Source organism: Undibacterium sp. GrIS 1.2, assembly GCF_040544435.1.
In the GTDB taxonomy this organism is placed as follows: Bacteria; Pseudomonadota; Gammaproteobacteria; order Burkholderiales; family Burkholderiaceae_D; genus Undibacterium.
In genome coordinates, this window is sequence record NZ_JBEONP010000046.1 from 1 (window position 1) to 23,713 (window position 23,713).

Here is a 23,713-nt window from a genome sequence, read left to right on the forward strand (position 1 = left end):
AAAATTAAGCCAGCTCTCCTGAATCACACCTTTGAACGAAAATCGATAAAAATCACGAAATCTGCTCGCTATCTGGGGTTTATGGAGGGCTTACATCAAACCAAGCTGTGCCGGTGCCTGAAAGTCCGATACCAAAATAGATGACTGCCGCGTTACCCGGCACGGGGACTTGAATCTCAAAGCGTTGCCAGTCGCTAGTACCGGTCGGACCCTGTTCGCCAAGTATGGTGTTAGCTAAGACATTTTGAGCTTTGCCATTGACTTGAAATATCAGCACCGCACGCCCGTTCCGAAGGTCTTTGGTCTTGATCCAGCCAGATAAATGTAAGGGGTGGCCGCCTGCCGTGCTGGCATCTAGTGTTTGGGCGACGACGGTCATGATTGCTGTTTGCGTCTGCGGGTTGCTCTCTAATTTGAGTGAGCATTTTCCCTCTTTGGCGATCTGGCAATCGGCACTGACGGTGTGGGTTTGTACCATCAGGTTCCAAGAAGTGGGTAGGTTTTGCCCGGCCTGCAATTCTTCAAAACCCAGATTGGCGGCGTTGAGCGCACCTGCACGGGCAATCAATGGGCTGCACAAGGCGATGATGATGCTGACATAGGGGATAGGTTTATGAAAACAACTAAATGACTGCCGGAAGAAACCGCGTGACATTGAGGACATCTGCAATTTTGTTTAGGTTGAAGTGAGCAATCTGGCTCAGGAGGAAATAATTCAATTTTCTGATTATAGATGCGCTATGAACAACTTATCTCGGCTTCATTTAAATTATTCGTAACTGCACTTCAGTATTATCGGTGCGCATAGTACACCCTGCTTACAGATACTCTCACTAGGTATATTTTAATTGTCCAATTAATCCCTGGACAATGAGGCATATTTCTATAAATTTATGGGGAGTATATGATTTTCGCCTGCGCTTGCTTTGTACTTTAGCCACTGGGTTGCTGAATCTGAGATCATGCATCTGAGATCACGATTCTCAGATCACGATTCTTAGATCAGTCTTGCATAAGATTGTTACAGCGAGTTACACCGTAGTTTTCAAAGTGTCATTGCAATCGACATCGTTGTCGTAGAAAATAAAAAGACGGTGGCGAGGGACAGGCTGAAGTAGCGCCTATCACCAGAAACAGGTCGTGAAACTGATTAAACAATATTTAACGGAGGGGCGTATGTCGATTTCATCCATAGGATCGAATAGCTATCAGGGCATTAGTAATTTGACGCAGTCGCTGGCGCTAGATGGTACCGCTTTGGCCTCGACCGTCAACAATACCAGCGCGACCTCCACCACCACAACTGGCACATCGGCAACTACTGGCATTGGCGGCAATAACAGCAGTCTGGCAGCAGCGCTGCAATTGTCATTGGCGCAGTTTAATGCGGGGTCCAGCATTACCAGTCTGTTGGATAGCTCTAGCAGTTCTGGTGATACTCAGCAATCGTCGTCGGATTTTTTGAGTAGCTTGCTGGGGTCGCTTTCGGGCTCGTCGGCTTCTGGCTTATCTAATCTGGGGTTATTGTCAGGATCGTCCTCTGGGTCATCATCAAGCTCTCTGGCAGATTTGCTGACCGGATCTGGATCGTCCGGCCAATCGGCGACGCCGGTGCAATTAGATCCAACCAGCGGGACGATACAACTACAGACGAGTATTCAGAATTTGATTACGCAGTTGGATAACAATAGTAGCGGTCTTGGCAGCAGCGGCAGCATCGCGGATCTACTGGGCAGTGGTGGCAGCACTAGCGGCACCAACTCATCGCTGCAGAACTTGCAGGATTCTTTTAACAACCTGGTAACGACTAGCGGTGGCAATCCTAGTCAGTCGTCCTTACAAGGTTTTTTAAAAGTGGTGGTGGCGAACATTCAAAATACCTCGTTCGTCGGCAATTTGTTTGATGCCAGCGCGTGAGGTACACACATAAGGTACAGACGTAAGGTACAGACGTAAGGTACAGACGTAAGGTACACACTTAAGGTACACACTTAACGTGCTCGCTTGACGCACTCACCTGATTTTGGTCTGCCAACGATCAAACTAATGCGACATTACATGCGACTGGGTAAGCTACTGGTTGCTGATGATGTTAGCTTCTCCTATTACTGACCCGAGTATATTTTTATTGTCCATATAATCATTGGACAATGAGCCTTATTTTCAAAAATAAATGGGGAGTATATTGATATTGGCGGTATTTTCAGGTCAATATCGCATGCCCATTATTTGTGAAGATCAGGAGGCCGCCGTTGTTATTGCCGCTGTGATCTGACCGATCGACGCCCTTCGCAAAGCTCTTCTCCATCGCACATTTATCCTAAAGATTCACAACCCATCCCGCGTATTCTGCAGTTGGTCGCACCAGACTTGTTTGCTCATGGGGGCGGACGGTACAGTCGTGGCTGTTCACTTTGTTCATCCCGTCCACGACTATTTTTAAGAGACACTTCTATGTCCTCCAGCATCCTACAACCTGGCATCGCCCTCCCACTTGGTCAACGTATTTTGCGCTTCCCGCTGACACGGATTGTGCTGGCGCTGATCGCGTTCATGTTACCGTTTTTATTAATACAGGCCGTCTCATCGAAGATGTTCGACGACAAATTATTTGTCAAACTCGGACAATTGACTGGCGCACTCATTGGCTATTTTTGCTATGCAATGTATGTGCGCAAGATCGAACAACGTGCCGTTACCGAGCTGTCTTTGCGTGGGTTTACACAAGAATTTAGCGGTGGCTTTTTGCTCGGTAGTTTGATGGTGTGCGCGACCGTGGGCATCATCGCATTGATGGGCGGTTTTCAGATCACGGCTACGTCCTCGTGGACTGTGATTTTGATCCCCCTGTTGATGCATCTGACGATTGGATTGGTAGAAGAGATACTGCTGCGTGGCGTATTCTTTCGCATTGTTCAGCAATCACTGGGAAGCTGGTTAGCCTTGCTGGCATCTGCGGTGGTCTTTGGTGCCATGCATCTGGTGAACGACAACATCACGGTACTTGGCTTTGCCAGCATCACCGCTGCCGGTTTATGGTTGGCGTCTGCCTTTATGCTGACTGGTAGATTGTGGATGTGTGTGGCAATGCACGCGGCGTGGAATTTTTTTCAGGATGGCATTTTTTCGGTTGCGGTGTCTGGTCATCCGGTACGCAATGGTTTATGGATCAGCAAAATGAATGGGCCGGACTGGATGACGGGCGGCGCTTTTGGCATTGAAGGTTCTGCAATTGCATTCATCATCGTGGTGGTTGTCACTGTCGGTTTGTTATATCAAGCAGCTAGACGCGGCCGCATTGTGCAACCATTTTGGAAGAGGATCGATCGCAATTTTTGATTGTAATTTTTGATCGAAAATAGTGATCGTTGTCGTCACCGATCAGCTAAGATTGTAACGCTGAGCAAGATAAGAACGTACTTTAAAAATACGCAATCAATACTGCTGTATTCCATATGAATGGCATCATTTCGAAAGTAGCTAATGCAAAAACTATCTGCCGTATTTTCTGTATTGTGCACCAGCGCTGTTGCTTTATTTTCTTCGCTCGCACTAGCGCAAAGCGGCACTGCAAGCACGGCAACGTCATCAGACAAAATACCGCCTCTGGTATGCCAATCAAAGACACAAAAAATTAATGAACAACGGTTCGTCCTTATTGGGGGGATCAAACAATGGGTAACGATCAAAGGGAATAGCTGCGCTAATCCAGTGATACTGATTGTGCATGGTGGGCCCGGCAATCCGCTCACGCCTTATGCTGCGAACATGTATGCTGACTGGGAGAATGATTTCACGCTAGCGCTATGGGATCAGCGTGGCGCAGGCTTAACTTATGGTGAGAACAAACCAGCAACTGGCGCGACACTGACGTTAGAGCAATTGAGTAATGATGGCGTCGAACTGGCCGCTTATCTGACCCATTATTTAGGGCAAAAGAAACTCATCCTGATGGGCGGATCGTGGGGCTCTATTTTGGGTGTGTACATGGTCAAAGCGCAACCGGCACTTTTTCAAGCGTATATCGGTACTGCGCAAGTGGTGAGTTATCGCGATAACCAGACGGCGACATATACCAAACTACAGGCGCTGGCACGCGCCACAGATGATAAGGCGACGCTCACCACACTGGATACCATAGGCGCTCCACCTTGGACAAATCCGCGTAACTTTGGCATCGTGCGCCGCATCCTGCGCAAATATGAAGCGAAGGTCAGTACACCACCACCGGCCAACTGGTGGGTACCCGCTGCAGCGTATACAACGCCAAAAATACTCGCGGATTTTGAAGAGAGTGAAGAATATTCTTTCGTTCAGTTTGTGGGAATGAATGGCGACGGGATGTTTTCAAAAGTCGATTTACCCAAACTGGGGACTCAGTTTGATGTGCCATTTTTCCTCGTCCAGGGAGAAGAGGATTTGCTATCCACACCAGAGATAGCACAACGGTATTTTGACAGCATCACGGCACCGAAAAAAGCGTTTGTCCTGGTACCGCATGCCGGCCATGATCCAAATCAAGTGACGCTGGATGCGCAATATAAATTACTCAAAGAAAGCGTAGCGCAAAGTGCTGATTTAAAAAAATAAAGTCGCTTGTCGATCAACTCGCTGGTAGCACATTGCGCTGTCATTCGTGCCTTTAATTGAGCGCATTTGCTACCTAACTTTGAATCAAGCTTGAACTATTCAATGCACTTCGCTATTCAATGCACTTTATTCAGCAGTGGCTTGCGGTTTCATTTTTTTATACAGCGCTTGTAATGTACTAACCACCAACAACACCAAACCACCTGCGATCAAACCTGCAATGGTATTGAGTAAGGATGGCAAGATCGTCGTGACCAGACCGCCCAAACTACCCACATTGCTGGCCGCTGCGGTGAGATCGGTGATCAGGTGATGCGCGAAGGGAATCTGATGCGTCAGAATACCGCCACCGACCATAAACATAGCGATCGTACCGATTACGGTGAGCGATTTCATCAGTCGTGGGGCGAATGCCAGTAAGGCGTTGCCAGTCGTCTGGCGCAATCCGTTGAGGGCTTTGCTGCCTTCCTTCACCTTCAGATACAGGCCAATATCATCAAGCTTGACGATCAGACCGACAAAGCCGTATACGCCCACCGTCATGATCAGTCCAATTGCACATAACACCGCAACTTGCATGCTAAAAGCAGATTCTGCGACAGCTCCTAACGTAATAATGATGATTTCTCCGCTGAGTACAAAGTCGGTACGGATAGCACCTTTGATTTTGTCTTTTTCAAATGCGACCATGTCCACTTCGGGTTGCATTACGGCGCTTAACACTTCGGCTTCATGCGCCTTGTCTTCGGCATCGCTATGCAAAAACTTGTGGGCTACTTTCTCAAATCCTTCGTAACATAAATACGCACCGCCCAACATCAATAGCGGCGGAATCGCCCAAGGCGCAAACGCGCTGAGCAACAATGCCAGCGGTACCAAAATCAGTTTATTTTTTAAGGAGCCAACAGCAACCGCCCACACCACTGGCAACTCACGACTAGCCCTGACGCCACTCACCTGCTCGGCATTCAAGGCAAGATCATCGCCTAACACCCCGGCGGTTTTTTTAGCTGCCATACCGGTCATGGATGCCACATCATCGAGCACGGTTGCGATGTCGTCGAGTAGTGTTAAAAGACTTGCGCCAGCCATTGAGTGTTCCTTTATGTAGAGTCGTCTGATTATTCAAACATCGATGCGAGCCATGATGACAGCGCATCGCTTGCCTGGCATTCTAATTCATTCAATCATTTCATCATCAGATAGCGTATAAAAAATAGCTGATATCGATGACGCAGAGTAGCTTGTGGCTCTGTGATTCAAGACTTGTTGGCTCACTTACTTCTCTCTATACTCACATTTACACTTCCACATATACTCCCAATAAGTATATTTTAATCGTCCATATATTTATTGGACAATATGGCATATTAATTAAAAATTATGGGGAGTATATTCAATTTAGATTTATTGGCACTTAGGAAAATCTTATAAACGGACACCTAAACGCGCTCTTTTTGCCTGGATGAGGAAGGACTTGTTTTACTGGGGTTCATGAACAGTCCTGTGATGTAATTTAAACGCCTGGATTCGCGCCGCGCCAAAAATCAAAATTGTATTGATCTACCAGCACAGATCACCTACGATTTGCGTTTACTCTTCTACGAAAGTCCTCCCATGATCCGACATCTCACTGCAGCGGTTTTAACTTGTACTTTACTCTCCTCACTTTCTGCCTTTGCTGACAGTCCGCCAGTGCATTTACGCAGCAGTACACCAGAAGATATGCAGGCAATCACACAGGTAACACAAGATTTTCAAGCAGCAGTACGCAGCAAAGATTTGAAGATGTTATCGAGCCTGATGCTCAATTCAAAAATCATGTTCGAATCTCCAAGCTCACCAGAAATGGTAAAAAATGTACGAGAGAAATTTGATGCGAGTTTTGATGGCACCGCGACAGGCAGCTACGCTAACTTTGCACAATTTATCGGTAGCGAAAAAGGTGCTTTGGACGAAAAATTTAGTAATATCCAAATCACGCAAGACGGACATATCGCCTGGGTCATGTTCGACTACGAGTTTTTACTCAACGATCAGGTACAAAACTATGGTGTCGAGACTTGGCAAATGATGAAAACTACCGAGGGCAAATGGAAGATATTGAGCGTGTTGTGGACTACTCACCTTATGCCAAAGCCAGTTGAATCATCGGCGAAGTAAGCCGAGCTTGATACCTCGCTTAATGCAATTAAACAAAAAGGCACAATGGCCTGTTGTAGAATGAGGGACTTGTTCTTTTAACAGGTGATTGATTGCATCAGTAGTTTGCAGCACAGTTGACTGCAACAATGTACAAACATAGAAAACATAAATCCAAAAGGGAAATTCATGGAACTGACAAGCACCCAACAAGGCTATGGTCCGGCGCGTGAGCGTTTTATCAGTAAGACTTTTAATCATCTCGGTGGCGCTATCCTCGCGTTCACTGCAATCGAGGTTATTTTGTTCAAAACCGGTATCGCTGAAGTATTGGCAAAAGCGATGTTGGGCTTGCCTTGGCTCGTGATCATGGGTGCGTTTATGTTAGTCGGCTGGCTGGCGTCACGTGCGGCACATACCGTTGAAAGCGTGCCTCTGCAATACGCTGCGCTGGGTGCCTATGTGCTGGCAGAAGCGATTATTTTTGTACCGATGCTGGTAATTGCCAACACCATTGCGCCAGGTGCAATTTCTGACGCTGGCTTGATCACGATTCTGGCGACTGTGTGTCTGGTCGGTGTAGCGTATGTGTCGCGTAAAGACTTTTCTTTTCTTGGTAGCCTATTGAAATGGGGCGGAATTATGGCGCTGATCTTGATCGTCTGCGGCGCTATTTTTGGTTTCCAGTTAGGTTTGTTCTTTAGCGTGGCGATGGTCGGCTTAGCAGGTGCAGCCATTTTGTATGATGCTTCCAATGTGATCAACCATTATCCGGAAGATCGTTATGTCGGCGCTGCACTACAATTGTTTGCCTCTGTTGCGATGATGTTCTGGTACGTATTGCGGATACTGATGCGTTTGCGTTAATTATCCAAGCTACGGTGCGCCACGCGTACTGTAGATGTGCCAACGTGGTGTTAAGTTTTAAAAGCTCAACACCACGTCCAAAATGATCATCTGGCTGATCTGATCAATTCTGTTCTCTTCAAATTCTTTTCCCTGCTAAATAATCCCATCACTTGCTGCATCAGCTACCGCTTGTAAGCGTTGTGAATAATGCATACGAGCCAAAAATAAATCGCTAGCAGAACCTAGTTGCTGTACTCACACAGAATACCAATCCGTCACCGCAAGAAAACCATCTGTGCAGGCGATGACGACCGTTTTTCCACTGACGTGTATAACTTGCCCTGGCAAATGGCTATGTGGCTCTGGCCAGACGTATCCGGCTTTGATCAAAATTTTGTTGTCGTTAATGCGTGCTATACATTCAATCGGACCGAAAGCACGTAATTGCCTGTCTATGTTGTAAACCGGTTGAGCAAAGTCGATAGTTTTATCTTCATCTTTGAACAGCGGCCAATACTCACCGCCTGTTTGTATCTGCGCGTCTTGCCAGAGCGCTGGAAAATTCCTGGCAATACGACTTGCCAGCTTGCTCTTTGCGATCTGAATTTTGATTTCCAAACTATCATGAATCTCATGTGGCAAAAGCGGGAAGACTTCGCTATCGAGTATCTCGCCAGTATCAAAATCCGGTGCGATTTTGTGGCAAGTAACCGCCCAGGTTTTATGTGATTGCAAAATCGCGTTCACTATAGGATAAGGGCCGCGTCCCAGCGGTAACGGTGCAGGATGAAAATTAATCGCGTACGACAAGTAGTTTTTCCACTCCGGTATACGCCAGTTATAGCTGCCAACGACCAGAATGTCACACTGCATCTCGTGTAGTCCGGCTAGATCGTGCTCGTTCATACGAGAAAGATGGATAGAAATTTTTTTAGCTTGCGCAAGTGCGAGCAAATCTTTGTTGGTACTGAGATGATTAATTTCTGGTACCGAGAATAGTTGAACCGGCTCCCACTCTTCTGCAATCAAAGCTTTAAATAAGCTGAGATCTCTGTCACATCCTGCAAACGCAAAGCGCATTATTTTCTTTCGAAATTGACGACGAAAAATGACATATAAAATATTGATTTTATGGATGATGCAGCGATACGGAGCAGTACTGTGTAACGGTTTGGATCAGTTTGTAAAAACGTATTATCAATCCAAAGCGATTAGACGGGGAATAGCGTTGCGCTAAAAATTGGGGCTAGGTGTTTTTTGATATGCTAATAGGGCACGTATTTTTGAGCGTTGTTTTAGAGCCGCTAAAGAGCGTAATAAGTCGAGACGAACTTGTAACAAAATCAGTGCAAATCTTTTCAATTCAATCTGTCTTTTGTTGTAATTATCGATGCTGATTTGCCTGCTGAATACAGAACATTCTTAAATCTGACTTAAATACTGCCAATACTTTTTAGATCGCAGTGGCTAAATGTGGCTTGCGCAGACTTGCCAGAGCTTCGACTCGTTTCAGCAATTCTCTATCGTTCCATGGTTTTTTGAAGATACCGTATAGACCTTGATATTCATGCACCCGCGCTTGCAATTCGTCATGCCCGGTGATTGCGATGATGGGCATGTCTTCTGTCTCCATACTACCGAGAACGGCTGCAATCAATTCCAGACCATTCATATTGGGCATTTCTAAATCTGTGATCAATACAGAAAAAAATTGCTGTGACATCTTCTCCATCGCCTCAATACCATCTACTGCCAGCTCTACACGGTATCCATCGATCGCAAACAGTTTTGATAATTTGGCGCGCGCGACAGCTGAATCATCGACAATCAACAACGCGATGCGGCTATCTTGTGCAGGGAGATCTTCATCAACCACAGGCATGAGAATCACAGGCTCAAGATTTTTACCTCGACCAAATAGCAACAATAAAATCAATACGATTAATGCAATCGCAATACCGACCGGCAAAAGATAATTACTCAAGATATAAAAAACCTGAGAACTCAAATTAACCAAGGGAGACAAATTGGCGCTCATGCTATTTCGTGGTCAGTTTCATAGTCAGTTTCGTGGTGGGAGAAAAGATACAGTGTGAGCGTAGGCAGACAAAAATAATCTAGGAATCTTATTCTAATAGCATTTACTACCAGCATCTGGGATTAATTTACAAAATACCTCGTGCCGTCTTACACCCATATCAATTCTGCCGACTAAATCATCTTAGTCCTGCAATCAGGCAACTATGTCGACTAACTCAACAGGGCTAAACTACCATCAGGCCTTCTACCCGCTTGCGAACAAAGTTGATATGACTGCGCAAGCCGTATAGTTCGACGGCATAAGACAGCGGGATAGAAATACGGTTGACCTTCTCTTCTATCTCATCAAGCATTTTTAATTGATCCGAGAAAACTTGCTGACGCTGATCAGGACTAACGTTATCAATTGCCTGCTCTACCATCATCAGCTGACCGTACCAGCGATAGACGCGGGAACGAATACGCCAGACATACAGCGGTGGGATAATTTTTGACAACGGCAAAATCAAGGCTCCCAGCGCGACAATCACGACCCACATGCGTTCTACAAAATTGGCTAACCAAAAACTTAGATAGCGCTGCAAAAATGGTGGTCCATTTTTATAGAATTTTTCCGCCTGCTCTGCCACGGGGATTTCTATGTATTTATCAGAAGGAAATTCACCTTGTTTGTGGAACCAACCAGCGCCACCATGAATCTTGCGTGCTGCCTGTAGTAGCAAACTGATCAACGCGGGATGCAGACTTTCGTGCGCGACTAAGGTTGCGGTTGGCGAGATTAAATGGTAATCCTTAGCTGGAATATTTTTACCCAGATCAACGATGCCACGCGGCAGTACCACATGAGATAAAAACGGAAAACGCCGGGTATAAGCTTCCGCCTGTGCAAAATCAAATAGCTGGATACCCGGTGTTTGCAACAACATTTGCAGTAGCGGTGAATCTGATGCAGAGCTAAATACCAGCACGTCTATAGTGCCATCCAACAGTGCGACCGTCGCGGGTGTATCTTCCAGGCTAGATAGATGGACGTCTGTAGCTTCCATGCCATTGACTGACAATATCTGCTTAAACAAACGCGCTACGCCAGTGCCTTCTGGCCCTACATTAATTTGCTTACCTTTAAACTGATTGAGGGTGCTGATTTCTTTGGTGCCGCGATAAAAAATCCAGATCGGCTCATAAAATAAACTGCCTAGAGATACCAATCCCTTATCCAAAGTATCGGCTTCGTTAGTAGAGCCGCTTTGGACAAAACCGAGCTCTATCTCAGAGTCGGGATCGCTGATCAGTTTTAAGTTTTCCTGAGAACCTTGAGTCGCCTGGAAGCGGATCGTAATATCATTTTTTGCCAACTCGTCGGCGTACTGTTTGGCAAAGCGTTGATAAGGACTATTCTCCTGCCCTGTCGCAAAATCAATTGTGCGCGGCGGCGCTGGATCGACTAACCAATATCCGACGCCACAAACTAGCAATACCGCCAGGATCATAGGACCAAAAGCGATCAGCAGCGCTCTGACAGAAAACAATGTGAATTTGATTTTTTGCATTGAGCGAATTGTGAAGAGAAGTCAGTACCAAATGCGGAATAATAAAAATCAGGCTGGGACGTATTCCGCCTGAAAGCCATCTAAGCCTTTTAACATCGCATCAAAAGCAGCCTCGACTTGTTGTGGCTCACCTTTGACACCCAGCTCTATATGCCTGCGTATCTGGTGATTACCGACGCTGGGCAGACTAAATACTTTGATTAAAGGGTATTGTGATTCCAACGCTTCCATCATTGGCGTTAGCGTCGATTCCATCGCATCAAATACCAAAACCGATTTTTCTGCCCTGGCGTGCTGATGGAACAAATGTGAATAATGCGAATCAAGTACCCACTCCAGCATTGGCCATGCCATTACAGGGAAGCCTGGTACAAAGTAATGATTTTGAATCGCAAACCCGGGAATCTTGTTATACGGATTGGGGATAATTTGTGCGCCTTGTGGAAACTCCCCCATCTTCAGACGATGCAAATTCTCTGGCAAATTCAAGTCAACTGGCTTACCAGCTTCGATCAGCATATCGGTAATTCTTTGTTCAATTAAGGTTTTTGCTTCCGGGTGTAAAACAATCGGCAAATGCAATGCTGCTGCCGCACATTGGCGGGTATGGTCATCCGGTGTAGCGCCAATACCACCTGTAACAAATACAATATCGTTACCTGCAAAAGAGCGCTCTAGCGTGGATGTGATGCGAGTGCGATCATCGCCAATATATTCTGCCCAATCCAGTTGCAGACCACGCGCAGTTAATAGCTCAATTACTTTGGGTAAATGTTTATCCGCACGTTTGCCAGATAAAATTTCGTCACCAATAATGATAAGACCGATCGCCATAATTAACTCCCAGGTTTTTGAATCTGATTCAATCAATGCATAATTTAAATTCGCAAAATTGAATACGCAAAATCACATTTGCAATGCGGAGCAGAACGCTACTAAGCCGCTGAAACAGTTTTGAGTATTCTGCTTATGTATCTACTGTTTCATCTGCTTGTGCTTTGCAACGCAGCAACGCAAGTGCGTTCAAACAATAGTACTGAAACCATATCCCACAAAACACAAAAATCAAGATATACAGGCCTATCGCCAGTGCGGCCAGCATAGGCAAAAATACTACCGCCAATACGCCGCCTAACCACATCATGCTAGGTGCAGCGCCCAAAGCGCCAGCCATCGTGCCGATCATTAATAAAGGCCAGCGATGTGTGCGCAACAAAGCAATACGCTCGGCTGCATCGGCGTGTTCTGCTAACGCATCATAAGCCATTACGCGATAGGTCAACCAACCCCATAAAACGGCATGTACTACGACATTGACGACCGGCACAAACAACAAAGGCAGACAAACAAACCAGAGCAATACAAAAATTAAAAACGAGGACAAAGCGTGCCATAAGCTGCCAAATAAAGAGCCGCCATGTCTGGCCTCCAGATGAGGATAATCACGTTTTTGTACATGGCGAGAAATCATCGGCATCGCAAATACGCCAATACAAATGAGGGTCGTCACGATCATCAGCGGCAGCAGTAGCCACATTGCCAGTAAGGGTGCGAGTACCGTCTTCAATGCTAAAGCACCGAGCACTGCGAGGAAATCACCCGCCAGCCGAAAGCCATCATGCTGCAACAAAGACTCTTGAATAAAATCGATCAGACTTTGCAAGCCCCACCACATTAATCCGCTCCATAACAATAAGGAGACGATCAAGGGCAACAAGGTCAGCATCAACATACGAGGATGAAATTGGCCAACAAAAGCGCGCCCCATAGAGCTGCCTACATGCAGTAAGCGGCGCATTAACTTGCCTCCTTATTGAAACCAGTTTGTCGATCTGTTTGCGCGTTCATCGGTGTGGCGGTCCGATGGTCTAATCCGAATAGTCGTTTTAAACCCAGACTTTGTTGCGACCAGAAGCCACGACCATATTCTCTGCCACTTCTGCCATCTGGTGATGGCAATTGATCGCGGATACCTGTCATAGAAAATTCCTTACTAAATAAAGCGGTACCAAACAGCATATCCCAGATCGGGAACAGCACAGCAAAGTTGTGTCCGCCTAAGGTGCCACTCCCCTGCGACTCGTGTCCAATACCTATCGCATGGTGAGTGCGGTGGTAGCGTGGCGATACCAGCAAGCGTTCGCCTATGGCGCCAAAATGCAAACGAATATTCGCGTGTTGCAAGCTCTCGACCATGCGCGAGATCACAACTAGCAAAGCATATTGTCCCGGCTGCACGCCAATCGCAATAGCGATTAAACCCATATACACGTCACGAATAAAATCATCCAGCAAGTGATTACGGTTATCGCTCCATAAGTTCATATCACGCTGGCTATGGTGCAAACTATGCAAAGCCCACCACCAGTTAAACTGATGCGAGGCGCGGTGATACCAGTAGTCAAAAAAATCCAGCACCACCAGATACACTATAAAAACCAATACAGGGTAATCGACCAAACCTGGCCAGAGATTGTCAAGATTAAAAGGATTGACACCTTCTAAATGTAAGACACCAGTCAACGCATCTAGCGCCGGATCAAGCGAGACAAAGATCAGTAAAGAGAAAATACCAAGGCGATGCAAAGCGGTATAAATAAAATCATTCCAGCGAGCATTACGATCATTAAATCGATGCACAGGAATCAAAGCTTCTAGCGGACGCAAGAGCACAAATAAAATAAGTAGTTCACACACGCCAATCAAAAACCATTCAACGCCTTCAAACGCATCTTCAGTAAATTCGCCCAGCCCCGTAAAAAAAATTACAGGCTGTACCAGTGTTTCAAAAATCCAGGCTTGCAGCGATGCGAATAGATCGAGGAAGTTCATGAGGTGTTTTTAAAAAGGGCGAGGTTACTGTTCAACGGAATTATTGTTTTGCACTGTTAGGACTTACTTTTTTATTGAGCCGCTTTATACATAGGATGTTCACGCAAAGTTGCAAAGCAATAGCCTTTGGCCTCAAGTCCTGTTAGCAGAGGCTGCAAATTTTCTGGCATCCAGGCTTGCTTACGTGACCAGATGCCCATATGCGCCATAAAAATATCACCGTCTTTGAGCTGACTTAATACACGTTGCAATAAGACCGGATTGCTCCAGGCCTCACTAGATAATTCATCGCCAGAAAATCCGGCAGGCGCCCAGCCAACATGGGCGTAACCGCAGGCTTGCCCGGCGCTGAGTAAGTTCTTAGTGAGCTTGCCACCAGGCGCACGCCAATAATGATCTAGCGGGCGTCCTGTTAATTGCTGAAAACGCTGATCGACCCGTTTTAATTCGTCGCAATATTGCTGCGGCGTCCAGACTAATTTTTTTCCCGCAGAATCACCAAACTGCGGTTTGACTTCTATCCGTCCATCCCTCAGATCACGGACTACATAAACGTGATCAAAGGTATGCGTACCAAAGGCATGACCGTCCTCAACCAGTTTCTTCCAAAAAGGCGCCCAACTTAGGTCAAGAGAATAATCGCCCTTAATGGTCTTTTCATTCGCTAGAAAAAACGTCGCCTTGATGTGATGCTGGCGTAGGGTATTGGCGATCAATTCTGCTTGCGACTGACTACCGGTATCAAACGTGAGATAAATCTTTGCCTTGCAGGCAGCGCCATTAATAATTTCAGCAGCGCTGACCATGACTGGCAGCACATTCAAGGACGAGATTAATAAAGTAATAATCTGACGGCGATAATGGATCATGTATTTTGTCTCTGAGCCTGCGGTTCGTCTAAATGCAGCTAAATACGCGGCGCATGATCCATAAAATAAACGCCATGCGGCGACCGGCCAACTGGGATTAGCTTGAGAACTTTTTTGGATGGCACATCAATCACGGCCACTTTCTTAATCCAGCGCAGCGTTACCCATAAGGTCTTACCGTCGGCACTCAGCTCCATACAATCCGGGCCACCCGGCACATCAATCGTCGCTACATTTTCTAGCGATATCTGATCGATGATATTAATCGTATTGGAAACGCGGTTAGATACAAACGTATTACGTTTATCACCCAAAGCGCGGAAGTTGTGCGCCCCTGCTCCGGTCTTAATACGTTTAATCGTTTTTTGAGCACGCCAATCAATCACCTCGACATAATCACTCCCCATAATGCCGACTAATAAATATTTATCATCCGGCGTCATCGCAATACCTGCGGGAAGTTTGCCTACCGGCAGCGTCCATTTAACTTTTTGCGTTGCCAAATCAATCGCAGACACCTGATCGCTACCCTGGTGAGTAATGAACACAGTCGTACTGGCAGCATCAAACGCCATGTGGCTAGGTAATTTAGCCAAGGGGACACGCTTAACCAGGCTAAGATCTTTACCGCCGTATTGATAAAAGTCGACCCGGTCAAGCCGCAAAGAATTAGAGACAAACCATTTTTGGTCAGGCGAAAATCCAATTTGATAAGGATCGGCAATATCCTTCATGCGGCGCTGCACCTGGCCTGTTTTCGGGTCCAGAAAAACCAATTCATTACCAACAGCATTGGCGACGATTACCGATTTATTGTCGGGTGTTGCCATCAAATGATGTGGCTCTTTACCGATGGCATAGGTGCTGATTTCTTTTTGGGACTCTTGATCCAGCAGGCTGACTGTGGCATCGCGGGAATTAAGCACTACAACAATACCAGCCTCTGCTTGTGGTGCAATAACGGGGAACGAAGACAACACGAACAACAGCAAACACAAAATACGACTAAGCATGAATTTTTACCGCTTTGCAATGTGAGGACAGATTAAAAATAATGGACACTATTTTAACCCGCAAGACCTAATGCAAGCGTTACAAGCTGTGAACTTCAAGATATTATTTCCAAAATATTAATTACAATATCCCCGTGATGTATTCAGAATGTACTCAAAATGAAATCAAAATGTAGCCATCAAGACTTGCGTCATACTTCACCCGTTAATTAACCCGTTAATTCACCTGTTAATTCACCCGTTATCGTAGCGATCTATTTTGAGTAAATCCCAAGCAAATCTGAAGAAATCGACTAAAATTTCTGTTAGGGCATTGCACTGAAGAATCATTCGCTCTATTACAATTGCATCAATTTTTTAATTAAGGAAAATCATGACCACAATCACTACCGTATCCGGCCTGCAATATGAAGACACTATCGTCGGCGAAGGCGCAGAAGCGCAAGCTGGCAATCATGTCGTCGTTCATTACACCGGCTGGCTGCAAAATCCAGATGGCAGTGCTGGCAAAAAATTTGATTCAAGCAAAGACCGTAATGATCCGTTTTCATTCCCATTAGGTGCTGGTCATGTAATCAAAGGCTGGGATGAAGGCGTACAAGGTATGAAAATCGGCGGCACCCGCAAATTGACGATTCCATCTGCATTGGGATACGGTCCACGCGGTGCAGGCGGCGTCATTCCAGGCAACGCAACCTTGATTTTTGAAGTGGAATTGTTGGGCGTTTAAGTTCTACGTTTCAGTTCTAGGTTTCAGTTCTAGGTTTTAACTGCACTTTTTAGTCGAACGTGTCGGTTAGACCTTCAATTAAGCTACTGAGGTATTTTTTGAAGTTCTGAATACGAATTGATACGAATAGTTACAAAAAAGTGGGGAGTATAGGCGTTAATCGCCTTAAGATCGGCACTTTAAATGGACGATTAAAATTACTCCCTACCTGTATATTTCACATATAGATGCACTAGACTTTTTAAGTCATTTCAAATTTATCGTAGCGAACAAGAGAATTCTAATTTGTTGAGCTGGCAAGCGATACCTTAAGAGTGCAAATTCAGAGCACTAATTCAGAGTATTAATTGTTATTTTATTTACCTACTATTTTGTACTCGATGAAAACTCATTTATCTAAAATCGCTCTGGCATTTCTTGTCATTGCTGGCTTATCCGCATGTGGCGGTGGTGGTGGCGGAGATGCGACTCCTGCCGCAGCAACTCCAGCGACAACAATAACCGTAAAAATCAATCCCCCAAGTCAGTCAGTACTGTATGCAGGCAGAAAATTTAATTTAACCGCTACAGCAACTGCCTCATCGAATCTACCAATTACATATAGCTGGACTGTTGGTACCCAGCCAGTCCTGGTTGGAAACAGCATTGATATCACCGCATCAGCAGCAGGAACCTACCCCGTCAAGGTGGTAGCGAGTGATAGCGCGGGTGCAAGTGCACAGGCTACGGCATCATTTACTGTCATCGATGCAGTGCTATCGACACCGGTGATTTCGGCAACGGCACTGACAGGTTTCAAGGCAAATCAAATCATCAGCTTTACAGGCAGCTCCAGCGATCCTAGCGGCGGTACGGTCACTTACGCATGGGCATTCGGTGATGGCACCACAGGAACCGGTGCAACAACTAATCATACGTACAACGCCAGCGGCTCTTACACGGTCACCTTAACTGCAAGCAATGATCTGGGAACGACGGCCAAATCCACTTATACCGTCAACATTGACTTGCCATCAGCACCTGTATTAAAACCAACAGTACTCACCACGACGGTAAATAAAGTAGAAACCTTCAGCGCTGCATCGACTGATCCAAACGGGTTGCCATTAACTTACTTGTGGAATTTTGGTGATGGCATTACTGCCAACACAGCAACCGCAACTCATGCTTACACTGCAGCAGGTAACTACACAGCAACGGTTACGGTCAGCAACAGTAATAACAAATCCAGTACCGGCAGTATCGTCGTCGGTGTTTTGCCTTTAAATTCGTCAAACACCTTAACTCCTGCTTGTGCAGGCACCAATTGCGGTGCGACGAGTGCCACAACTTATAGCGGCAGCGGCGTTGGCGTCTGGACCTACAGCAACAATAGCAACAGCCCGCAATCAGTCAACATCGCGATCTCTGGTGTAACAGCAACAAATAGTGCGACCTTGGTATTTTCTAATGCATCAACAACAACTGCCTACACCGTCCCATCCAGCGGCTCTAGTGTTGTTAGTTCACAAATTGCACCAAAGGGACTGATCGCATCGAATGCTCAAACTGCGCCAGTGGCGAATTTAAATATGATGTCTTTAGCTCTGCATCAAGATGAAAATTACGCCCATACAAAAATGCTTGAGAAAAATCATCAGATAGCACAACAATTAATGACGCGTAGTTTTGCAGCGAAAACTTCTGCTAATTTAGCCCCCAATACAAATGCAATCAATGCTGTAATACCTCACGCAACGCCTGTACTTAACACCACTCGCAGCTGGACAGATAACTATGAAGCGCCCGTGATCTACAACAACGTGGCGGTTAAACAAATCTGTACTTTGTCTTCTGGACGCAAAGCCGTATTTTGGGTTGACCCATTAGCAACCAGTAGCGGCACCATCAAAGATAGTGACGTGTTAGCGCTTAGTGCGACCTACTGTGCATTTGATGGCCAAGGTGGTCCTGGAACAGCAGGATTTGACAAATTAGTGTCCTTATTGGGTGATGCATATGGCACTGCTGCTGCAAACTATTCCTCACAACTCATCAATGACAGTGCTGGCTTGCAAGATATTAATGTTGTTATCCTGAATGTCCCAAGCAATACTGGATGGGCAGGCTATTTTGCTGCATTCAATAATGTGTTGAAAACCTACAAAGATCCATCACCTAGTAAAATTGATTACTCCAGCTCAAACCAAGCACTCGCATTTTTTGTCAATGCAACCTCGATCAAAAATGACCCAGACTACGTTAAATCAACACTGTTGCATGAATCAACACATATGATTAATTTTTATCAAAGAGCTATTCTGCGAGGTGTTGATCATGACACCTGGTTAGAAGAAACTTCAGCCATGATGAGTGAAGATATTCTTGCCAATATCAGTCTGAATGGTATAGATAAAATGACCTCAGTGCGTATCCCTGATTATTTACAATCTGGCGGTGGCGTTAGTTATATTAACTGGGCATCAGATATTAATAACGCAAGTAATAGTTATGCGATGGGCGGATCATTTGGCGCATTTATGAATCGTCGTTACGGTGTCGCACTTGCTAAAAACTTGATCACGAATTGCAGTGATAACCTAAATGGAACAACTAGTCCGACTAGCTATACTTGTCTCGATAATTTGATTAAAACATTGGGCGGAACAGGAATGGCTGACGAATTTACTAAGTTCGGTGCATCCATGTTTGGTGGGATGCCAGGGTCTAATTTACCGTCGGGCTTTGGCTTCCCCGGGGCATCCTATGTTGATAGTGGTACGACTTACAGTTTTGCAGCTATCGATATTGGCACCTTGGCGAAGATATATCAGCCAGCCACGGCAACAAGTTTAAACAACAGCTACACGGCAACTACACACACTTACGCTAAAGACAGCATCACTTCTGGCACCTACACCAAAAACTCGGTAGTGGTGCCATCGGGTACGTCTGTCACCTTGGTGATTCATTAATGTAGGGAGGCGTGACTGTATCGCCACGCCTCCCCATTAAGACAAGCCATGAAAAAAAATCTCATCTCGCACCGGCTATTTTATTTGCTACCAGCACTGACAGTCTCAACGCTATTGATTGCTTGCGCTGAGCATCGGGCGCAAGCGATAGCAGCAACTCCGGCAGCAGCAACCCAAAGTTCTGCAAAAACTGATACGGTCGCCGAGCAATTGACGATTTCTGGCATGCTGACTTTAAAGGGATCAGACATAAACTTGTGGCTGGCGGTGAGCGATGTCAACGGCAAAGTCTGGCGTTTAGAAAGCGATGATAAAAATCGTCTGGTGCAATTGCGCGAATGGCAAAATCGTAATGTAAAAGTAAAGGGTACAAAATTACCCGCCTTCTTAAATGTCAACAGGCTGCAAATTAGCAATATCAATTTGGAGTAGTGTTTATGTGTAGTACTGCTGAATAAGTATCGTCCAATAAAAAAACGCGCCATTGGCGCGTTTTTTTATTTTAAGCAAATGACACTCTACATCAGGCATCTAAGCAAACATCTCGCTAAACACCAAATCAAGGCCACACTAAAATCCAAACTTCAGATCACTCCTTGATGAAATGTTCACGGTAGTATTTCAGCTCTTCAATCGACTCGATAATATCGGCCATCGCTGTGTGCTTCTGATGTTTTTTAAAGCCGCTGGCAATTGCTGGCTTCCAGCGTTTGCATAATTCTTTCAGCGTCGATACATCCAGATTTCGGTAATGGAAAAACGCTTCCAGTTTAGGCATACCGCGCGCCATAAAACGACGATCTTGGCAAATTGAATTACCGCACATCGGCGATTTTCCTGCCGGTACATATTGTTTTAAGAAAGCGATCAATTCTTTTTCTGCATCTTCTTCCGACACGGTCGATGCCTTAACACGTTCAATCAAACCTGAGCGACCGTGCGTGCCTTTGTTCCAGGCGTCCATCTTGCCCATGGTCTCATCCGACTGGTGGATCGCGAATACCGGACCTTCAGCCAAGACGTTTAATTGCATATCGGTGACGACAACGGCCACTTCGATGATGCGGTCATTGTCGGGATCAAGACCGGTCATTTCCATGTCCAGCCAGATCAGATTGAACTCATTTGGCTTTGCCGGTGGGGTCGGCGCTGGCTTATCAGATGCAGTGTTTGCTTGAATGTCGGTAGCTTGTGACATAATTCTTCCTTCTCTTAATCAATGTGGCATTTTCCCATGATTTCTGTAGCATTTTCCGTTTTATTCGCGGCATTTTTATTAGTGACCCTCGTCGTGCGATTTTGGCTGGGTTCGCGGCAACTACGCCATGTTTTACGGCACCGAGCTGCGGTTCCGGCAGAATTTGCCGAAAAAATCCCTCTCTCTGCCCATCAAAAAGCGGCTGACTATACCGTCGCCAAGACTAAGCTAGACTTGTTGCTGCTGGTGTTGAATGCCGCTGTATTGATCGGATTTACCTTACTCGGCGGCCTGCAATTATTGTCGGTGATGATCATCAAACTCACCGGTCCTGGCATGGTGTACCAACTTTGTTTGCTCGCTGCGTTTGCAGCCATTGGTAGCGTAATCGAATTGCCTTTTGACTATTACCGGCAATTCGTATTGGAACAAAAATTTGGTTTTAATAAAATGACACCTGCCCTGTTCTTTGGTGACATGATCAAAAGCACCTTGCTTGGCGCAGCGATTGGCTTGCCGCTCATCTGGGTAGTACTGAGCCTGATGGAAAAATCTGGCGCATTGTGGTGGCTGTACGCATGGTTGGTATGGAGCGGATTTCAACTACTAATGATGCTAATTTATCCTAGCGTAATCGCACCGATCTTCAACAAATTTACTCCGCTGGAGGATGACAGTTTGCGTACCCGGATTGAAGGCTTGATGCAGCGTGTCGGCTTTGCGTCCAGCGGTTTGTTTGTGATGGACGGTTCCAAACGCAGCGCGCATGGTAATGCGTATTTCTCAGGTTTTGGTGCGGCTAAACGCATCGTATTTTTTGATACATTGCTGTCACGTCTGTCACCGGAAGAAATTGAAGCCGTGCTGGCGCACGAACTGGGACATTTCAAGCTAAAACACATTGTTAAGCGCATCGGCGTGATGTTTGTGGTTTCGCTAGGCTTTTTAGCTTTGCTGGGCTACCTCAAACAACAACTATGGTTTTATAACGGCTTGGGTGTTGACCCGATGTTACTGGCGTCGAACGATGCAATGGCGCTGATTTTGTTTGTGCTGGCACTGCCCGTCTTCACCTTTTTGCTGTCGCCACTAACCTCGATCAGTTCGCGCAAACATGAGTTTGAGGCAGATGCGTTTGCCGCCAAACATACCAATGCCAACGATCTGGTTGCTGCGCTGGTCAAGCTATATGAAGACAATGCCAATACCTTGACGCCAGATCCTTTGCATTCCAAATTTTATGATTCGCATCCGCCTGCGTCCTTGCGAATTAAGCAGCTGCTGTCAGCATCAAGCTCAGCAGCAACCTAACCAGAACTCTACAAGGTAAATGCATCATGAAAACGACAGACCTGTTAGCAAAAAAATCCGTACCGACCGACATTGGTCTTGATACAGCTAGTTTGCCCACTTATCTTGCCGCGGTACCGGGCTGGACACAAGATGGACCGCGGATTGTTAAAGCCTATAATTTCAAAAATTATTATGAGACGCTGGCGTTTATCAATGCCATCGCCTACGTAATCCATGCAGAAGATCATCACCCTGAAATGGTCGTCACCTACAATCGTTGTCTGATCAAATTTGATACGCATACCGTCAACGGCGGTAAAGGTGGGATTTCTGAAAATGATTTTATTTGCGCCGCTAAAGTCGATGCGATTTTTCAGCAAAGTTTTTCTTAATGAGCCAGATCAAAAGCAAGCCCAAGTCAAAATCGTCCACCAGCGAAAAGCTGTTAGCGACTGTCATTGCTGCACATGGCCGTCATTATCTGGTGCAGGCAGAAGGTATCAAACTGCACTGTGTCACACGTGGTAAAAAAAGTGATGTAGCAGTCGGCGATATTGTTGAATATCAGCTCACGTCCAAGAACCAGGGCGTGATTGAGGCGATCACACCGCGCACGACTTTGCTCTACCGCTCGGATCAATACAAATCAAAAATGCTGTCGGCCAATCTGACGCAACTGATCATTGTGGTCGCCACCGAGCCTAGCTTTGCCGATGATCTGATATCACGCGCGCTGGTCGCCTCTGAATCATCCGGCATCAAAGCTAGTATCGTTTTAAATAAAATTGACGTCACCGCCAGCTTACCTAAAGCGCGTGAACGTCTGGCGCTGTATTCTGGCTTGGGCTATCCAGTATTAGAAGTGTCGGTCACCACCGCACCGGAACAAACCCGCGTCGCAATGATGGAACTGATCCAGGACAATCACACGATTCTGATCGGCCAGTCAGGTATGGGCAAATCGTCGCTAATCAATTTGCTGATCCCCGACGCTGAGATCGCCACCCGCGAAATCTCTGCAGCATTGGACACGGGCAAACATACAACAACGTTTACCCGTCTGTACCAGATGGATGACAAAACTGGCGTTATTGATTCGCCGGGCTTTCAAGAGTTTGGATTACATCATCTGAGCGAAGGGATGCTGGAACGCGCCTTCCCAGAATTTTTACCGCATCTGGGCGAGTGCAAATTCTATAACTGCCATCACCATACCGAGCCTGGCTGTGCAATTTTAGCCGCAGTCAAATCGGGAGAAATTGCACAGATGCGCCATGATTTATTTGAGCAACTGGTGCATGAGGCAGCACAAACGATAGGATATTAAGTAGCGGCTAAGTAAATCATTAAGTCACATCAAAAAACGAGAAAGAGGTATTTCTCGTTTTTTTATACCCGGGTAGGAAAACTATTAAAGAAAATTATTAAGGAAGATTAATAAAGAATTTATCTGCTGGCAGCACGCTGAGCCATCACTAAAAAATCCAGTCAAAATCAGGTGACATCAGTCGAAATATCAATATACTCCCCACCTATTTGATAAAATATGCCCCACCGACCAATGATTACTTGGACGATTAAATATACACACTACCAGTATATTTAACCCAGATTTTCCATTGGAACAGCGACAAGTGTGCCTTTGGCGAACTG

General features: G+C 45.9%; 22 protein-coding genes. 11 read left to right on the forward strand and 11 right to left on the reverse strand.

Features of this window, described 5'->3' with window-relative positions; genetic code table 11:
- Window positions 1–79 precede the first annotated feature (79 nt).
- Window positions 80–664, reverse strand: a complete 585-nt coding sequence (locus tag AAKU61_RS17235) for a hypothetical protein (RefSeq protein ID WP_354334261.1) — start codon at window positions 662–664, stop codon at window positions 80–82.
- 512 nt (window positions 665–1,176) lie between these two features.
- Here AAKU61_RS17235 and AAKU61_RS17240 point away from each other — a divergent pair.
- The 3 genes from AAKU61_RS17240 (at window position 1,177) to AAKU61_RS17250 (ending at window position 4,590) form a co-directional block, all read left to right on the forward strand.
- On the forward strand, window positions 1,177–1,917 hold the full coding sequence (locus AAKU61_RS17240) for a hypothetical protein (protein WP_354334263.1): 741 nt from the start codon (window positions 1,177–1,179) through the stop codon (window positions 1,915–1,917).
- Window positions 1,918–2,454: 537 nt separating this feature from the next.
- The gene (locus AAKU61_RS17245; protein WP_354334265.1) at window positions 2,455–3,339 is read left to right on the forward strand and encodes a CPBP family intramembrane glutamic endopeptidase; all 885 of its coding nucleotides are present in this window, start codon (window positions 2,455–2,457) and stop codon (window positions 3,337–3,339) included.
- Window positions 3,340–3,483: 144 nt separating this feature from the next.
- Window positions 3,484–4,590, forward strand: coding sequence for an alpha/beta fold hydrolase (locus tag AAKU61_RS17250; protein ID WP_354334267.1), 1,107 nt, complete (start codon window positions 3,484–3,486; stop codon window positions 4,588–4,590).
- A gap of 126 nt (window positions 4,591–4,716) precedes the next feature.
- Here the strand turns inward: AAKU61_RS17250 and AAKU61_RS17255 are convergent, their stop codons facing one another.
- Window positions 4,717–5,682, reverse strand: coding sequence for a DUF808 domain-containing protein (locus tag AAKU61_RS17255; RefSeq protein WP_354334269.1), 966 nt, complete (start codon window positions 5,680–5,682; stop codon window positions 4,717–4,719).
- Window positions 5,683–6,207: 525 nt separating this feature from the next.
- Between AAKU61_RS17255 and AAKU61_RS17260 the strand changes: the two genes are divergently transcribed.
- Both AAKU61_RS17260 and AAKU61_RS17265 read left to right on the forward strand, forming a co-directional pair.
- Window positions 6,208–6,753, forward strand: coding sequence for a YybH family protein (locus AAKU61_RS17260; protein WP_354334271.1), 546 nt, complete (start codon window positions 6,208–6,210; stop codon window positions 6,751–6,753).
- A 168-nt stretch (window positions 6,754–6,921) separates the two neighbouring features.
- A complete protein-coding gene (locus tag AAKU61_RS17265) occupies window positions 6,922–7,599 on the forward strand; it encodes a Bax inhibitor-1/YccA family protein (protein ID WP_322118782.1) in 678 nt (225 codons plus the stop codon).
- Window positions 7,600–7,836: 237 nt separating this feature from the next.
- Here AAKU61_RS17265 and AAKU61_RS17270 read toward each other — a convergent pair whose 3' ends face one another.
- From AAKU61_RS17270 to AAKU61_RS17305, 8 genes are all read right to left on the reverse strand, one after another.
- Window positions 7,837–8,661 (reverse strand): formyltransferase family protein, encoded by an 825-nt coding sequence (locus AAKU61_RS17270; RefSeq protein WP_354334273.1) that lies wholly within the window; start codon window positions 8,659–8,661, stop codon window positions 7,837–7,839.
- A gap of 373 nt (window positions 8,662–9,034) precedes the next feature.
- Window positions 9,035–9,619, reverse strand: a complete 585-nt coding sequence (locus tag AAKU61_RS17275) for a response regulator (protein ID WP_354334274.1) — start codon at window positions 9,617–9,619, stop codon at window positions 9,035–9,037.
- Between the two features lie 226 nt (window positions 9,620–9,845).
- A complete protein-coding gene (locus AAKU61_RS17280; protein WP_354334276.1) occupies window positions 9,846–11,171 on the reverse strand; it encodes a TAXI family TRAP transporter solute-binding subunit in 1,326 nt (441 codons plus the stop codon).
- Window positions 11,172–11,219: 48 nt separating this feature from the next.
- A complete protein-coding gene (locus AAKU61_RS17285; protein ID WP_322119346.1) occupies window positions 11,220–12,005 on the reverse strand; it encodes a competence/damage-inducible protein A in 786 nt (261 codons plus the stop codon).
- Between the two features lie 133 nt (window positions 12,006–12,138).
- Window positions 12,139–12,969 (reverse strand): EI24 domain-containing protein, encoded by an 831-nt coding sequence (locus AAKU61_RS17290; RefSeq protein ID WP_354334278.1) that lies wholly within the window; start codon window positions 12,967–12,969, stop codon window positions 12,139–12,141.
- Window positions 12,969–14,003, reverse strand: coding sequence for a sterol desaturase family protein (locus tag AAKU61_RS17295; RefSeq protein WP_354334280.1), 1,035 nt, complete (start codon window positions 14,001–14,003; stop codon window positions 12,969–12,971). The genes AAKU61_RS17290 and AAKU61_RS17295 overlap by 1 nt, the downstream gene beginning before the upstream one ends.
- A gap of 71 nt (window positions 14,004–14,074) precedes the next feature.
- Window positions 14,075–14,809: a polysaccharide deacetylase family protein gene (locus AAKU61_RS17300; RefSeq protein ID WP_354334311.1), complete on the reverse strand. Its 735-nt coding sequence runs from the start codon at window positions 14,807–14,809 to the stop codon at window positions 14,075–14,077.
- 101 nt (window positions 14,810–14,910) lie between these two features.
- Entirely contained in the window at window positions 14,911–15,885 is a 975-nt protein-coding gene (locus tag AAKU61_RS17305) for a YncE family protein (protein WP_354334282.1), read from the reverse strand.
- Between the two features lie 373 nt (window positions 15,886–16,258).
- On the opposite strand from AAKU61_RS17305, the gene AAKU61_RS17310 reads away from it, so the two are divergent.
- The 3 genes from AAKU61_RS17310 (at window position 16,259) to AAKU61_RS17320 (ending at window position 20,001) form a co-directional block, all read left to right on the forward strand.
- Complete coding sequence (locus tag AAKU61_RS17310; RefSeq protein WP_354334284.1) at window positions 16,259–16,615, forward strand: FKBP-type peptidyl-prolyl cis-trans isomerase; 357 nt, start codon at window positions 16,259–16,261, stop codon at window positions 16,613–16,615.
- A gap of 380 nt (window positions 16,616–16,995) precedes the next feature.
- Window positions 16,996–19,569 carry a PKD domain-containing protein gene (locus AAKU61_RS17315; RefSeq protein WP_354334285.1) on the forward strand — a complete coding sequence of 858 codons (2,574 nt, stop codon included), beginning with the start codon at window positions 16,996–16,998 and terminating at the stop codon, window positions 19,567–19,569.
- A gap of 48 nt (window positions 19,570–19,617) precedes the next feature.
- Entirely contained in the window at window positions 19,618–20,001 is a 384-nt protein-coding gene (locus tag AAKU61_RS17320; RefSeq protein WP_354334287.1) for a hypothetical protein, read from the forward strand.
- A 157-nt stretch (window positions 20,002–20,158) separates the two neighbouring features.
- On the opposite strand, the gene orn is transcribed toward AAKU61_RS17320, so the two are convergent.
- Window positions 20,159–20,767, reverse strand: coding sequence for an oligoribonuclease (gene orn, locus AAKU61_RS17325; RefSeq protein ID WP_354334289.1), 609 nt, complete (start codon window positions 20,765–20,767; stop codon window positions 20,159–20,161).
- Between the two features lie 36 nt (window positions 20,768–20,803).
- Between orn and AAKU61_RS17330 the strand changes: the two genes are divergently transcribed.
- The 3 genes from AAKU61_RS17330 to rsgA are packed head-to-tail and all read left to right on the forward strand — an operon-like array spanning window position 20,804 to window position 23,387.
- Window positions 20,804–22,078 carry a M48 family metallopeptidase gene (locus tag AAKU61_RS17330; protein ID WP_354334291.1) on the forward strand — a complete coding sequence of 425 codons (1,275 nt, stop codon included), beginning with the start codon at window positions 20,804–20,806 and terminating at the stop codon, window positions 22,076–22,078.
- A 26-nt stretch (window positions 22,079–22,104) separates the two neighbouring features.
- The gene (locus AAKU61_RS17335) at window positions 22,105–22,452 is read left to right on the forward strand and encodes a 4a-hydroxytetrahydrobiopterin dehydratase (RefSeq protein ID WP_354334292.1); all 348 of its coding nucleotides are present in this window, start codon (window positions 22,105–22,107) and stop codon (window positions 22,450–22,452) included.
- Window positions 22,452–23,387 carry a ribosome small subunit-dependent GTPase A gene (rsgA, locus tag AAKU61_RS17340; RefSeq protein ID WP_322119355.1) on the forward strand — a complete coding sequence of 312 codons (936 nt, stop codon included), beginning with the start codon at window positions 22,452–22,454 and terminating at the stop codon, window positions 23,385–23,387. The genes AAKU61_RS17335 and rsgA overlap by 1 nt, the downstream gene beginning before the upstream one ends.
- Window positions 23,388–23,713: the final 326 nt, after the last annotated feature.